Source organism: Paenibacillus sp. FSL R10-2748, from assembly GCF_038005565.1.
In the GTDB taxonomy this organism is placed as follows: Bacteria; Bacillota; Bacilli; order Paenibacillales; family Paenibacillaceae; genus Paenibacillus; species Paenibacillus polymyxa_B.
Window position 1 is genome coordinate 966,318 of sequence record NZ_JBBOTK010000001.1, and the last position, 14,926, is coordinate 981,243.

Sequence of the window (14,926 nt, forward strand, 5' to 3'; positions counted from 1 at the left end):
ATTCCTGTCCGTCTATGTCGAGTCGATTCTATCTATCCATCAGCTGGCTTTTCCACGGTAAACGGAACTTCTATACGTTGACCGTCCTCTGTTTCAATCACAAAGCTCCATTGACCGGGTGTTGTGTTCGTTCCCACAAACCAGTTCCATTCAATAATCCCGTCCGCATTGGCAGAGGTCCAGCCCAAATGCTGGGCCGTGCTTTGGCCCGACTTATAAAGTACAGAAAGATTAGCATTCGTCCCAGGCTCAACCTTGGCCTTGATCAAATTGTACACACCCTTCACAGCAGGTTCAGGCTTAACGAGCAACTGTATGGAATGCTGCGCATCCTTATCCGCTGTTGCCTCTCCTGTACCTGTCCCCTCCCCTGTGTTCCCAATCCAGAGACGTTCCTCTGCCGCCGCTTGAAGCACAATGCTGCGATACAAAAAGGGGACCTTCATCGGCAGTTCATACGATAGCTCTACTCTAAAATAAGGGTCCTTAGTTCCTGTAAGAGCAGGTACATGTACACTCGTTATATGAATACGGTCATACTCCAGAATGCTTTCCTCCATAAAAGGCTTTAGCATCGGCTTCAGAACAGGATCGAGTGCAGCTTCCGTAAATCGCCCCCGCAGCTCCTCCATCGGCTTTTGACCGCCCTGAACAGCGCTTTCTACCCAATCACCAATTGGAGGTGGCAACTGGGCAGCGAATTGGCTTGCATATTCACTCACAGATAACTTGGGCAATTCATCCAGCGGTTCACGGACTGCATCTATTTTCGCGGACGCCGCCTCCACGGCTAGAGAAACTGGGTAAATTTTAGTCGAAACCTGCTTAACCGCTTCTGAAGCGGTGTTCTGCAAGGCTGTGGATACCAGCGTCATCTGAACCATATAAATGAGAAAAATAATAAAAAACAGAAACATTGGCAACACCAGTGACGCTTCTAAAACAATACTTCCTTGTTCACATTGCTTCTGCCCACAAACTTTCCGTAAACACCGATTAATAGGAAAAATGCGCTGTTTTCGTGACATAGTACACACTTCCCTTAATACTCTCGCCTTCTTTTGAGGCGGTTCCGAGCATCTTCATTACCCCAGGTAGAAACCACAGCCTCATCCCATTCTTGACCTCACCCGTTGCATACGTTTGCCGCTCAGCAGGATTGACATCTGTATTCAGGCGGATCAGAGCAAGCATACGGGACATTTTTCGTTCATTATTGCTATGGAGCATCAGGAACAATCGCAAATGATCCTTGTATGTCATTCGAAATTTCAGAAAATCAGACAATGGCACGTCTCCCTTTTGTGCCAGCATAATCATATCTTCTATCGCTTTTTCTACTCCATATAACAAAGCTGCCGCCAAAACGACCAGCGGATTACCTTTTGAGCTGTTTTTAACCAATCCCTCCATTGTTCGAATGGCAAGTCTCATAGCAAAAATTTCTCCATAGGCGGATGCCAGATTACCCGTCGGATTATGGAAGCCATACAGGATATACTCAACTTCCTGATTATTCACCTCCAGCTGATCTCCCAAAATCTGTGCAGCATTTCCCACATTTCCACCCGATCCGGCCAAACTGCCAAAACGGCTAAAATCCACATGATGGAAGTAAGAAAGTGCGTATTCATTCTGGTAAAACTCGTCTCCCAGTTGAGTCAGTAAATTGGATGCCGACCCGTATAGACCATCCATACTATCCATGGAAGCTCCCGCAGCATCATAGGTGTCATAGGGCAAATCAGCGGATACAGATGGACTGGATGTAGACTGGTTAAACGAAATACTTTCATTGTAATACCGCTCCAGATTTTGGAATTGTTCTGCACTTTGTTTACCTTTGGAAAGAACCTCAATGATCCGATAGGCTTGTTTAAGCTTGTTTTTCGCCTCTTTTTCCATTTTCTTGCGTTCTTTGTCCGGTCCACGTCGCGTATCCATCATTTTGGCTTCACCGTCGAGTACATTGGCAGGTCCCACCCAAGCATACGCATTCAAGTATTTATCTATCTCTTTGAGCGTTGATGCGACTTCTTGCTTGAGCATGTCTGCATTCAAAAATGGATCTGTATAAAAGGATAAGGTACGTATCATGCTCGTTATTCTATTGTTAGCAGTATTTATAGAAGTCCGTTGCTTTTCGATTTCTGCTTCCCATTGCTCAAATTCCTTGTCTGAAATCAACAAATCCTCTGCTTTTTGCCGTGCGCTTCCTACCGACGGATCTGCGTTGGAGCCTGCTCCGCTGGGAGTAGGGGCTGCTGAAACCTCATCGTAGCCTGCATTGGCCGCCCTCTGCTTATATTGGGCAATGACTTTGCGCATCTCTTCATTAATCTGTCGGGCCTCATTTAACGGTTCCTTGGCTTCCAGAAGCAGCTTATCATGTTCTTCTCCAGCCTGAACCATGATCTGACGCAAGCGATCAAGCGCTGCCCTCGCTCTACGTGCATATTTTTCCATCTGCATGATTTTAACGTCGTCCACACTTTTCTTATTGTCTTCATATACATGTACGTAATGCTTATATTGAGCGGCAATATCGGCCACAACCTCAAGCGGGTCCCATATATACTGATTGGGCATATAGGTGCCCCTCTGTTTAATAATCCGCTTGCGAACCTCTTCCATATAAGCTCCTGCCTTACGCTGCTTCTCCAGCATGTCATCCAGTTTGGCCTCTCGTCTGTCGTACAGCTTTTGCAGCCTTTTCAGCAAATCTACCGTATGAGAAGCCTCTTTCATATTTTGAGAGAGCGGCTTTAGCTTTTCGAGCACTTCAAACGTAAAATCGACAGGTGCTTTATACTTCATTTCTTCACGGATCTGCTCGTTAAATATGGCATATTTACCAAGCTCCCTTTCCATTTGCAGGGAACTAGAATCCAGCTTCATATTCATAAGCGGTAGCGTTTCTGCGCGTGCGGTACGCCGCGCGCTGTCATTCAGCACTTTGACCATAATTTGTTCTCCGCCGCCTTCGCCATAAGCAAACAAACCGTACTCCTGTTGTAATGTCGGATCATAAGCAGACATCACTGAACGAACCGCCGCATGGGTCTGCCGTTCGGTCTGCACATGCAATGCAGCAATTCTCGCGTAATCAATAAATACAGCAATAAAACCGAACATGACCGCTAAAATCAGAATTAAAAAGACCGTGACAGCACCTGATTCCCCGTCCTTTGTGTTGTGTCTCTTACCAAACACCCGCTTCCTCCTTTCCAGTTACATTCCCGTTACTTACTTCTCACTGACCGTTTTGACCATATTGCATCAGTACTTTCCCTACAACTGCCGAATCTACCTTTTCACCTGATCCTCTGCCCATAAACTTCGCACCATAATAACGGACCAACTCCACCGTACGAATCCATTCCACAGGTTCGACCACACCAGAGCTCATTTCCCCTTGCAAATCTGTCTGATCTAAAAACTGATTCAACAAAGGTACCCTCACTATCTTATTTAACTTTGTGGTCACCTTACGGTGAATCATACTGTTCTCATATGTCATCTGCCCCTGCATGCCCGCAGGCATTCTATTTTCTGCATTGGACAGCTTCTGAGCAGGTAACGAGCCTCCCCCATTGCCGCCCGGAACCTGTACACTTTCCTGATTGTTGGCTCCGGTCCAGCCAAACAGGGCTCCCAGCATAACATCATCCTTCAGGCGCCAATAGAGAAAATCCCGTTGCCCTTGTGTAAATGCTCCCGTACGTGGGTCCTTGAAGCTGTTATCCCAACTGTAAGCGGCCCTTTCCGAAGCAGTAGCAGCGACCTGCACCAATATAGATTTTTGATATATGTACAGGCAAAAAAATAACATCACAAAAATGACCAGCAGTAGAATGGGAAAGACGAGGGAAGCTTCCAAGGAGAAGCTCCCGTCCTCTTTTTGTGCTAATTTACGCAGCATTATGAATCCATAAAATCGTTACTTTTTTTATCCGCCTTTTTCAAAAGCCCTTCTACAATTTTCTTGATCTGATCCTTAAAAATAATTGCCACCGCAATCAGAATGGCAATGATCAGGATCATTTCTAACGTACCCAGACCATCCTCATCCTTGTACAACTTACGAATACTGCCTGTTACTAATATCATCATCGTTGTATTCCTCCTACATATTCATCATCATTAAAGCCGGAGCGCCCACCAGCACAATTACCGTTAGCAAAATCAGCGCCATCGGGAATACTAGCTTAGATGAAGCCTGCTCCCCTCTTGTGCGGCTAATTGAAGTCCGCTTGCCCCATAACGTCTGGGATAACTCACGTAAAGCCATCACGAAATCGCTCCCGCCGCGCCTCATATTCAACAAAACTGTCGTCGTAAATACTGTCATTTCCTGAATACCACAACGTTTGCTCAGGTGCTCAAATGCCTGTTGAAAGGAATAGCCGCTTTCCCATTCCGCCACCGTCTGCCTCAGTTCTCGATACAACGGATGTTCCGTATCCGCCCCTTTACGTTCCACGCAATGTAGCAATGCCCGTTGTACCGTCTCACCTGCACCTACTAAAAGCATCATTTTACTCAACAGTTCAGGCAATTCCATTAAAATTTGCTGATCCCGCTTCTGTACTTTCCCATGTAAATCCTTGATCAGCGCGATGGGTACCAGAATACCAAGTCCCAATCCGAGCACCAGCCCGGTCGCATCCCCGCCCAGCATAAGCGATATTAAAGCTCCACCAGCAGCCATTATATATCCGTAACCCAACATTTCTGTCAGAAAAAGCATCGTTTTTTCTCCGCTGTTGCGCATACCATACAGCTTCTGCACCGAACGCTGGAGCTTGAACATCAGCAAAGGCAGCCTGTGAGTAGCACGTGAAGCATGAATCATGTGTACAAATGGGACTGAAAGTCTTTGCAGCCGCAGTCCCTCCAGCTTCATATGGCGAAAATGCGCATACTTAGCACCATGCATCTGGTTCAGCACCACCCAGCCTCCCACTTGCAGAACCAGCATGACCAGACAAACCAACATCACCATACCCATCTCTCCTTACACTTCAATCTTCATAATGTGGTTGATCCACACAAGACACCCACCAAGCACCAATAAACAAAAGGTTGATAAAATCATACCTGTACCGCTGTATAAGGGCATCATGTAATCACTCGCTGTCATCGTCATAAACAATACAAACAAAAAAGGCGCTGCAAACATAACCCTCGATTCAAAACGTTTCTGCGCAATCATTACACCGATCTCCTGCTGAATTTCCAACTTCTCACCAATGACACTTGAAGCTCGTCGTACGACTTCCACCAGATCACCTCCGGTTCGCTTGCAAGCCGCAAATACGTCCGCAAAATTCGTAATATCCTCCATCTGCGCCCGACGGGCCAAATCCTGCAAAGCAGCCTCTACAGGCTGTCCGATTTCGAGACAGGCGGTAATAATGTTAAATTCAAAAATCAGGTCGTGATCTCCATCCGGGCTAAGCAATCTCAAATCCTCTACAGCCTCACGAAAACCATTCTCCACCGACCTTCCCGCTGAAAGAGAAGACGAGAGCGAATATAAAGCCTGCTTGAATTGGATGCTTAGAGCAGACCTGCGTCGTTGCAGCAAAAATCGCCTAAAATAACGAGGCGTCACCACAGCCCCGGCAGCGCACAGCAACGATAATATCCATTGGTGATAAAATAGATAGCCGATCATCGCAAACAGCACGCCACTAAAGAATATGCACAGACTTTTTTGTACTGTCGATAATGTATACACCGTATAATCTGGCAGAGAAGGGACCTCATGTGATACTTGCTTGGCAGTCGTTTTTCCTGGCTTCACGCTGATACTCCTCCCCTGTGCCAGTTTTGCGGATTGATCCCAGCCATTTGCAGCTTCAAAGTATGTTGCAGACCCTCGCCACAACGTTCCAGACCTCCTACGATTCGCCCCATACTTTCTCCTCGTTCCTGAAAACGATAAAGAGGGTTAAGCGTCACCTCACCGCTTTCAAAACCAATCACTTCGCTAATTTCCAGCACTCGTCTAGATTTGTCGCGCATCCGTGACAGATGAACGAATATATCAATAGCTGAGCTGATCTGCTGCCGTACTACTCCAAGCGGAAGCTCTGCTCCTCCGAGCACCATCGTTTCCAGCCGGCTGACCATATCGCGGATATTATTCGCATGCCCAGTTGACAACGATCCATCGTGTCCTGTATTCATCGCTTGCAGCATATCCAATGCCTCACTTCCCCGGACCTCACCCACCACAATGCGGTTGGGCCGCATACGCAGGGAGGAACGAATCAGATCACGAATTGTGATTTCTCCCTTCCCCTCGGTGTTCGCATTCCGTGTTTCCATGGAAACTAGATTAGGGACCGTCACAATTTGCAGCTCTGCTGAGTCTTCAATGGTAATAATCCGTTCAGACGACGGGATAAACTGGGATAATGCATTCAGAAAAGTTGTTTTACCAGACCCCGTTCCTCCGCTTATAAAAATGTTGTACTTGCTACGTACCAAGTCCTTGAGCATAGCAGCGGTTTCTGCATCAAGCGCACCCATTTGTATCAAGTCATCCATCGTCATAGGACGCTCGGGAAACTTCCGTATTGTCATCGTCGGACCCTTGAGAGCAACTGGAGGCAACACAATATTTACGCGTGACCCATCCTTTAACCGGGCATCCACAATGGGGGAAGCCTCATTCACAATTCGGTTCACCCCGGCTACAATCGTCTGGATTAAATCCTCCAGCCGCTCGCGGGACTCAAATTGATCAGGTACCTGCATCACTTCACCAGCCCGTTCCACAAAAATTTCCCGGTGACTGTTAATCATAATTTCCGTAACGGTCGGGTCATCAATCAATGGCTGGAGTACATCCAGCCCACGGAAAGAGTTAAAAATCTTGCGGACGAGTGCATGCTTCTCACGGGAAGTTAAGCCCACCAGCTCTACATCGTGTAAAATTCGATTTTCAATATGCCGTACCAGATCTGCATCCTTTACCGAAGACGTTACGTCCAGCCCGTTTCGGATATCTGCTCGCAATGCCTTAAACCATTCCTCATTCATGTTCATCAGCCCCTTTTAAGACCAAACGGCGGGCGGATGTGTTACACTGTCCACATTCAGCAGCTCGTGGCACAGATGACGAATTTCCCGCTGATAAATCGGTGAACTAAGCAGTAGCTCATGGTGCTGCATCTGCTTCCATGAAGGTATATAGGGTAACGCTCCGTTTATCTCCATGAAGTCACGAGGTAATGAGTTGATCATAGTTCCCATATAGCGGTTCACCACAAAGCTGGTTTTGCATATCATGTCTTCAAGCCCTTCAGGCTGCGTGGTTTCTAAAACATCCAGCCATAATCCGCACTTGTGCATGCTCATTAAATCGTCTGCCAGCAGCCAAATCAGCTTATGACTAGCTTCAAGCACGGCTTGAGCCCGATCACCTTTTTCAGAATCGCCATCTACGATCACTACATCATACTGCCCACTTTCGGCAACCGTTCGAATCAGCTCTTTCGCTTCATCACAAGTCATGTCCGTCAGCTCCTTGCGATTATAGACAGGCTGAAAAGTATCCGCCTGAATTTCAGGGCGACGAATACAGTAGGAAGCCATGGATAATGGAGTGTCCTCACTCCCCTCCGCCTTGAGATCATAGAGCAGCCTGGACAGCCCTTCTCCTTCTGCTCCGCTAGCACTGCCTGAACCAGTGAACAACGAGCTTGAATCCACCGTCTCCAGATTCAGATAGAATACCGAATATCCCTCATTCCCCAGCTGTTTGGACATATTGAGTGCGGCCGTTGTCTTGCCTAGTCCACCGGAAGCTGCTACGATGCCGATAATCATTCCACCTTCCCGACTGTTTACACTTTTCCGACCGTTCGACCTCTGTCTAGCCGTTTCCAAAATAAAACCGACCAGCTCAGATAAAGGCTGATACTTTAATAAAGGCTGTCCATATTCGCTCACTTGTTCTCCCTCATGCAATACCAAACAAGGAATATCAGCAGCTTCCCTGTCTGTCCATAGATTCAAAAAAGCCGCTTCACCTACCACCACATCCGGTCTTTTCATTCCACTGGTTTCCATCATGTATTGATGAAATGCCTCCGGTTGCGAAAAAGCCGTGATTCTCAGCCTTCTGGCGTACTCGCTTCCGTGAACATAATTCAGCAGCGGCTCAATATAATCCCGGCTTTCTACGGCCAATACCACTTTCACTGGAACTATAACGCTCATCCCTTTCCCTAACACAACAACGCAAAAAAGCACCGTTCATCCATCCGTAAGTACATACGGTTGGTGAACGGTGCTTCCGTCACGTGCAATCTATTTACTGGTAGAATAGCATAGCGCTTATATTAGAGCAAGTATTTTTTGTGCAAGTATCTTCCAAAATCCTCGTACTAGGAGAAGGCGGGCAGTCTAGCCCCGCCTCCTAGCATCTTCATCTTAGTAGAATTTGTGGTGACGACGATGACAGTCATGATGACGATGATGGCGGTGATGGCGACGTTTCCGGCAATGACATTTCTTATCAAAATCTTCATGTTTCCGGTGATCATGTTTAAATTTAGGTTTAAACTTAATGACAGTCACCTTAATGATCTTCTTAAAGATACGTTTTTTTGGCTTACGCAAATGACAATGTTTAAACATTTTTAATTCGCCTCCATTTCTTTGAGATAGAATATACTATGGAAGCAGCGAACCATCGGTAACCATCATATGACTATTTATGAATTTACTGGGCGAATTAACGATCTACCTCCAGCTTAATATCCGGATCATAATCCGCCACAATTAGAACATCCATATGACGTGCTTGACGGAGAATCCTCGGCACAACCGCAGCCTTCCCCCAACGGCTACTTCGGGAAGACTGCCCCACGATGAGCTGCGTACCTGAATATCCTTCCACTGGAGCAATCAAAATGTCGGCAATCTCGCTTCGGCTGGAAACAAGCCGTATCTCAAAGGTTCCCCCCAGTCGGTGGGTCAGCAACTTTAGTTGTTCCAGACGAGGGTTCAGTCTCTCGGGCATACGCTCACCGACATGAACATAAGTCACAATCCACACAGCCTTCAGACGAAAGGCGATACGAAAACCGCGGCGAATCAGCCTTTCAGCATTTTCGCTTAGCGTCACGCCTACGAAGATCACTTCCTCCCTGCGCCAAGGTCCCCGAAGTGATTCGTGTCGATCCCAGGATTCCAGCCGCTCATCTACGTCATCTGCCAATTCCCGCAAAGCAAGTTCACGCAACGCAATCAGATTGCCCAGTTTAAAAAAATGGCTAAGTGCCTGTTCCACCTTCGCAGGATCGTATATTTTGCCCTCACGCATACGCTGCTGCAACGATTTGGGAGCCACATCAACAAGCTGTACTTCATCGGCCAGACGCATCATATGGTCGGGAACAGTCTCTCTCACTCGTATACCAGTAATCTGTTCTACCGCATCATTCAAGCTCTCCAGATGCTGTACATTCATTGTGGATATCACAGAAATACCTTGTTCCAAAATGGTAAGCACATCCTCATAGCGCTTAGATCTCATACTTCCGGGAACGTTGGTATGTGCCAGCTCATCAATAAGCACCACCTCGGGATTACGCCTGAGAATGGATTCCGTGTCCATTTCTTCCAAGTGTGCGCCATGGCGCTCGATGGACTGACGGGGTATCATCTTCAGAGATCCTACCTGGGCCAGTGTTTCTGCTCTTCCGTGCGTTTCCAGCAATCCGATAACTACATCGATCCCACTCTCCAGCAGATCATTCCCCTCTCTCAGCATCGTGTATGTTTTGCCGACCCCCGGAGCAGCGCCAATGTATACCTTGAGCTTGCCCCGCAGGATTTTGGCTGCCTCAGCCTGTGCTTCCTCAACGCTCAAACGATGATACGGATCGTTATCTCCCTCCTCCTGTCTCATTGTTGGCAAAATCCGCTCACCCTCCTGCTCGGCCCGGTCCGCAATCAGCAGCAAATCCATATTTTTCATTCGTTTTAAAATCCCGTTCACAAGCGATCCTTTCATCAGCTCCTGCCACGGCGTCTGCCGAGAATGCCCCATAACAATTCGGGTAACATTGTGCGTCACCGCATAATGAATCAGTTGACGAGGCAACCTTCTGCGGGAAAAAAGCGGGATTTCTTCAAATGTTGATCCGATCTTGTCAGCCAATTTCTCAATTGAACGCTTGAAGGCAGCTGATTCCTTGGACAGCTTGCGCTTCGAGCTGACAAAGGAGACTACTAGCATATCTCCACCCAACCGCTTGGCGACCTGTTCCCCCCTACGTACATAAATGGACCCATTCCAATGATATTGGACAGGTACCAAAATACGCTCTGCGGCTCCAGACGCCCCGTGCAAGCCTAACTCTTCCCGGTGCCGTTCCAGCGAATCGTTCACATCCTCTGCTACCAATCGCAGGGCTAGCTCACGCAATTTACCCAGATTTCCCCGGTGAAACATCTCAGGATTGGGCGTATGCATATAGCCTTTCGCCAGCCGTTCCAAAATCATCTCCGGGGTGGCATCAATCAGACGAATTTCATCCGCCAGCTCCAGTGTATCAACCGGAACCGTATATTCCGCTTCAAAGCCTGTCAGCTGATACACCCACTCCGTAATTCCCTCGAGTTCATAAACATTGACCGTCGTAATGACGCTAATTCCCTGCTCCAGCAAATACCGAATATCCTCCAGCCGTGTTGGAAATAGGGCGTCTTTCCGGTTATGATGTGCCAAATGATCCACCAGTACCACCTCAGGATTTCGTGCCACCAAAGCCTCCACATTCAGATCCTTTTGCTCCTCACCATCTTTTATCCAATGAATGCTAGGCACTCGCTCCAGCGTGCCGACCTGTTCCACGGTCACAGGCCGCTGCATGGTTGAGACCGCACAAATCACAACATCAATACCTTCATGCTGCAGCGATTGTCCCTCCTGCAGCATATGATACGTCTTGCCCGAGCCACTGACCGCACCCATGTATATTTTGAGTCTGCCTCGATGCAGTTTGTTAATCGAATCCAGTATTTCCTCTGGTGATTTACGTTTGAAGCTCTCCACTTTCGTTCCTCCCCACAGCGTGCTTGTTTGTTCCGTCCATTCTTATATGGTTGTAATGAATGTACTCCCGTGTCCCAATCAATTCAAGATGATCAATCAAGCTTGCCTCAAAAAAAGCCGCACAGGGCAGTATAAGCGCAAAAAACGTGCATTCAGGTCTCTTATGCCTGAATGCACGCTATTTTGGATAACTCATATGGGATCACTTCCTACAATCACTTGCTATCTTCGCCAACGATCCCCCGTTGTTGAAATAACTTTTGCCATACCACACCGTGAGACGGGGAAAAGAGAAATACCAAAAGCAGCAACACACCCGATATACACAGCATACATGCCGCAATAGAAGCATCCAATACACTTGCTGTGTAAAAACCTGCGACCGAGCTGATGGCTCCAAATCCTACGCTGTATACAATCATACGGGACAACTTCTCCGTCAGCAAATAAGCGGTAAGAGGCGGTACAACGAGCATGCCAACCACCAGAATTGCACCCACGCTCTCAAATGACGCCACCGTCGTTAGTGAGACGAGACTCATCAGCAGATAATGAAAAAAAACAACTGGAATGCCTAATGAAGCTGCCAAGGCGGGATCGAAGGAAGTAATTTTAAATTGCTTGAAAAAGCCCCCTATCACGAGCAAATTGATCAAAAACATCACGCCCGTAATCCACACAGCCCTCGGACCGACATTGAAGCCGGCTATTTCTAACGTATTCCACGGCACATAAGCAATTTCCCCATACAAAACGTGATCCATATCCAGATGGGCATTGGAAGCAAACACACTGATCAGCAAAACACCGATAGCAAACAATGTCGTAAACACCACGCCAATGGCAGCATCACTTTGCAGACCGCTTTGTTGGAATAGCTGAATCAGGTACACCGTTAGAAGACCCAGCACAGCCGCACCAAACATCATCCACACCGAATCCCTCGATCCGCTGATGAGAAAGGCAATGACAATCCCCGGCAATACCGCATGACTGATTGCATCACCGATCATAGCCATTTTTCGGAGCACGAGAAAGCACCCAACGATACTACATCCCCCTGCCACTAACATTCCCGTCAAAATTACATAAAATGAACTCATAGGGCACGCTCCTCCCTTGGCTGTGTTCCGACTGTCTGCTCCAGATTTTTTCTGGCGTTCAACCGAACGATAGCCTTGGAGATCATCCCGCGCTGCGGCGCAAAAATCAAGCTCACTCCAAACACCACAGTCGCACACAACACGCATAACGGTCCTGTAGGCAGATTTTGTCCCAGAGAGCTAATGACCGTCCCACCAAGGCCTGCTATAGCACCAAACAAGCCTGATAGGCATACCATGACACCCAGCTTCTCTGTCCAGTATCTTGCCGACACGGCCGGGGTAATCAGCAGGGCAGCCATCATAATGACTCCCACGGCCTGAATGCCAGCAACCACCGCAATGACAATCATTAGCATCAACAACTTATCCAGCAAACCTGCCGGAAAACCAAGACCACGGGCAAAGCCGGGATCAAAGCTGAGCAGCTTAAATTCCTTGAAAAATAATATACATATTCCGATGAGAACCACCGAAATTACCGCCATCGTATAAACATCAGACAATACCATTGCCGCAGCTTGACCAAATAGAAATTTATCCAACCCGCTTTGGTTTCCTGCGCCACTATGCTGGATTTCGGTCAACAGCATAATGCCGAAGCCAAAAAACACGGACAGCACCGCTGCAATCGCTGAATCGCTTTTAATTCGCGAATACCGGGTTAACGCACTGATGGCAAAGGTCGCAACAATCCCTGCAATGGCGGCCCCAATCATAAATCCAAACACGGATTTTGTACCTGTGATCATAAAAGCCACACATACCCCCGGCAAAGCCGCATGTGCCAAAGCATCTCCCATGAGCGACTGCTTGCGCAAATACATAAAACTGCCAATTACCCCGCTGCTTAAACCAAGTAAAATGCATCCCAGCAAAATCCACTGCATGTTTGGGTCGGTCAAAAGCGTTGCCAAGCTTGTCATACTGCTCACCTCACTCCGAGTATCGTACCGGAATCCGGGCCTGTTTTGAGTATACTCAGACGCCCGCCATACGTACGCTGCAGATTTTCCTCGGTAAAAATATCTGTCGTCTCTCCAAACGCCATCAGATGCCCGTTCAACAGCATAACCTGATCAAAATAATCCGTGACTGTAGATAAATCATGATGAACGACAAGCACGGTTTTACCCTGCTGTTTCAGATCGTTGAGCAATGAAATAATGGCTTTTTCTGTTGCAGCGTCCACACCGACAAACGGTTCATCCATAAAATAAAGCTGAGCATCCTGCGCGAGTGCTCTGGCTAAAAAAACACGTTGTTGCTGACCGCCAGACAATTGACTAATCTGTCTGTCTGCATATTTGCTCATTCCAACTTTATCCAAACTCTCCATCGCAGCCTGACGATCTGCTGCTCCCGGACGCTTAAACCAGCCTAATCTGCCATACCGTCCCATCATAACCACATCCAATGCGTTCGTCGGAAAATCCCAATCCACCGACTCCCGCTGTGGTACATAGCCAACCTTGAGTAGCTGTTGCTTATAGGGCTTACCGTAGACCAGCACTTCGCCCCTAAGCTTTGGAATCAGTCCAAGCGCTGCCTTAATCAGCGTAGATTTCCCAGCCCCGTTCGGACCGATAATACCAATCAGCTTGCCTTCTGGCACTTCAAAGGAAACATCGAACAAAACGGGCTTTTTTTGATAAGCTACCGATAAATCACGAACGACAAGTGGTGAATGCCCCATGTATCTTTGCCTCCTTATTTAAGAGCTTTAACAATCGTATTGACGTTATGCTTGACCATTCCAATATATGTTCCATCTTCTGTGCCCTCTTCACCCATGGCATCCGAATAGAGCTCGCCACCAACCTTAATTGTATGGCCTTGCTGAGCGGCCCCCTGAATAACCGCATCTATGGCCTTTCTCGGAACACTAGATTCTACGAATATAGCCTTGATTTTATGTTCGACCAGATAATCTCGCAGCTTGGTCACATCTTGAGAACCCGCTTCTGATTCTGTGCTCATACCTTGAAGTCCTCTCACTTGAATGTGGTAGGCATCTCCGAAATAGCCGAAAGCATCATGTGCCGTGACAAGCACGCGCTGGGCTTCCGGTATACTGGCAATCTGCTCTCTCGTGTAATCATCCAGCTCTCGCAGCTCAGTAAGATAGCTTTCTGCGTTGGCCTTATATTCCTCCGCATGAACAGCGTCTAGCGCCGACAATTCATCTCTGACGGTTTCTACCGCAGACATCCAATTCTGTACGTTAAACCAGATATGTGGATCATGCTCAGATCCCATTTCCGGGCTACCTGCACGCAAGTGATCCTGGGCGATGTTTTTGGACACGGATATGACGGGTTTTTGCTTGCTGATTTTCTCCAGAATGTCCTGCATTTTTCCTTCCAGATGCAACCCGTTATAAAAAATAACGTCGGCCTGATCCAGCTTGCGCATATCTCCCTGAGAAGCCTTGTACAAATGCGGGTCAACGCCTGACTTCATAATTCCCGTGACCTCCACATGATCACCGCCGACCTTGCCGACAATGTCAGAGATCATACCGATGGTAGCCGTAGCCTTTATTTTTTGTCCCGCCTCTCTCGCAGTTCCCTGCTCCTTCTTCTTAGCATCGGTACATGCAGTCGCTAGAACTAGAGCTAGAGACAACACTCCAACCGTCGTTACCCATCGCGGCAAAGCCTTCTTAAACTGCTTGTTCATGTTTTAAAATCCTCCTTTGAATATTCGTTTTGGGACAAACTATTTCCTTGATTCAATTATT

13 protein-coding genes are annotated in these 14,926 nt (G+C 47.6%); all 13 read right to left on the reverse strand.

All coding sequences use genetic code 11. From position 1 onward, the window contains the following. Window positions 1-32: 32 nt before the first annotated feature. Window positions 33-1,028, reverse strand: coding sequence for a TadE/TadG family type IV pilus assembly protein (locus NSS66_RS04585; protein ID WP_028543025.1), 996 nt, complete (start codon window positions 1,026-1,028; stop codon window positions 33-35). Next, complete coding sequence (locus NSS66_RS04590) at window positions 997-3,213, reverse strand: hypothetical protein (protein WP_340958506.1); 2,217 nt, start codon at window positions 3,211-3,213, stop codon at window positions 997-999. The genes NSS66_RS04585 and NSS66_RS04590 overlap by 32 nt, the downstream gene beginning before the upstream one ends. 40 nt (window positions 3,214-3,253) lie before the next feature. Continuing rightward, window positions 3,254-3,922, reverse strand: coding sequence for a TadE family protein (locus NSS66_RS04595; RefSeq protein ID WP_340958507.1), 669 nt, complete (start codon window positions 3,920-3,922; stop codon window positions 3,254-3,256). After that, entirely contained in the window at window positions 3,922-4,113 is a 192-nt protein-coding gene (locus NSS66_RS04600; protein WP_023987623.1) for a Flp1 family type IVb pilin, read from the reverse strand. The genes NSS66_RS04595 and NSS66_RS04600 overlap by 1 nt, the downstream gene beginning before the upstream one ends. Window positions 4,114-4,126: 13 nt before the next feature. Next, the gene (locus NSS66_RS04605; protein WP_028543028.1) at window positions 4,127-5,005 is read right to left on the reverse strand and encodes a type II secretion system F family protein; all 879 of its coding nucleotides are present in this window, start codon (window positions 5,003-5,005) and stop codon (window positions 4,127-4,129) included. A gap of 12 nt (window positions 5,006-5,017) precedes the next feature. After that, entirely contained in the window at window positions 5,018-5,809 is a 792-nt protein-coding gene (locus tag NSS66_RS04610) for a type II secretion system F family protein (protein ID WP_340958508.1), read from the reverse strand. Continuing rightward, entirely contained in the window at window positions 5,806-7,053 is a 1,248-nt protein-coding gene (locus NSS66_RS04615) for a CpaF family protein (RefSeq protein ID WP_340958509.1), read from the reverse strand. The genes NSS66_RS04610 and NSS66_RS04615 overlap by 4 nt, the downstream gene beginning before the upstream one ends. A 15-nt stretch (window positions 7,054-7,068) precedes the next feature. Then, window positions 7,069-8,235 carry a ParA family protein gene (locus NSS66_RS04620; RefSeq protein ID WP_160789642.1) on the reverse strand — a complete coding sequence of 389 codons (1,167 nt, stop codon included), beginning with the start codon at window positions 8,233-8,235 and terminating at the stop codon, window positions 7,069-7,071. Between the two features lie 517 nt (window positions 8,236-8,752). After that, entirely contained in the window at window positions 8,753-11,080 is a 2,328-nt protein-coding gene (locus NSS66_RS04625; RefSeq protein ID WP_028543032.1) for a histidine kinase, read from the reverse strand. Window positions 11,081-11,295: 215 nt separating this feature from the next. Further along, a complete protein-coding gene (locus tag NSS66_RS04630) occupies window positions 11,296-12,183 on the reverse strand; it encodes a metal ABC transporter permease (RefSeq protein ID WP_340958510.1) in 888 nt (295 codons plus the stop codon). After that, complete coding sequence (locus NSS66_RS04635; protein WP_023987615.1) at window positions 12,180-13,109, reverse strand: metal ABC transporter permease; 930 nt, start codon at window positions 13,107-13,109, stop codon at window positions 12,180-12,182. Before NSS66_RS04635 ends, NSS66_RS04630 begins: the two co-directional genes overlap by 4 nt. A 5-nt stretch (window positions 13,110-13,114) precedes the next feature. Next, on the reverse strand, window positions 13,115-13,879 hold the full coding sequence (locus NSS66_RS04640; protein ID WP_023987614.1) for a metal ABC transporter ATP-binding protein: 765 nt from the start codon (window positions 13,877-13,879) through the stop codon (window positions 13,115-13,117). Between the two features lie 14 nt (window positions 13,880-13,893). Then, complete coding sequence (locus NSS66_RS04645) at window positions 13,894-14,865, reverse strand: metal ABC transporter solute-binding protein, Zn/Mn family (RefSeq protein ID WP_340958511.1); 972 nt, start codon at window positions 14,863-14,865, stop codon at window positions 13,894-13,896. Window positions 14,866-14,926 lie beyond the last annotated feature (61 nt).

Coding starts and splice junctions, on each gene's coding strand:
- NSS66_RS04630 (WP_340958510.1), bottom strand. CDS start 12,183: ATGAGTTCATTTTATGTAATTTTGACGGGAATGTTAGTGGCAGGGGGA.
- NSS66_RS04640 (WP_023987614.1), bottom strand. CDS start 13,879: ATGGGGCATTCACCACTTGTCGTTCGTGATTTATCGGTAGCTTATCAA.
- NSS66_RS04635 (WP_023987615.1), bottom strand. CDS start 13,109: ATGACAAGCTTGGCAACGCTTTTGACCGACCCAAACATGCAGTGGATT.
- NSS66_RS04600 (WP_023987623.1), bottom strand. CDS start 4,113: ATGATGATATTAGTAACAGGCAGTATTCGTAAGTTGTACAAGGATGAG.
- NSS66_RS04615 (WP_340958509.1), bottom strand. CDS start 7,053: ATGAATGAGGAATGGTTTAAGGCATTGCGAGCAGATATCCGAAACGGG.
- NSS66_RS04620 (WP_160789642.1), bottom strand. CDS start 8,235: ATGAGCGTTATAGTTCCAGTGAAAGTGGTATTGGCCGTAGAAAGCCGG.
- NSS66_RS04605 (WP_028543028.1), bottom strand. CDS start 5,005: ATGGTGATGTTGGTTTGTCTGGTCATGCTGGTTCTGCAAGTGGGAGGC.
- NSS66_RS04585 (WP_028543025.1), bottom strand. CDS start 1,028: ATGTCACGAAAACAGCGCATTTTTCCTATTAATCGGTGTTTACGGAAA.
- NSS66_RS04645 (WP_340958511.1), bottom strand. CDS start 14,865: ATGAACAAGCAGTTTAAGAAGGCTTTGCCGCGATGGGTAACGACGGTT.
- NSS66_RS04595 (WP_340958507.1), bottom strand. CDS start 3,922: ATGCTGCGTAAATTAGCACAAAAAGAGGACGGGAGCTTCTCCTTGGAA.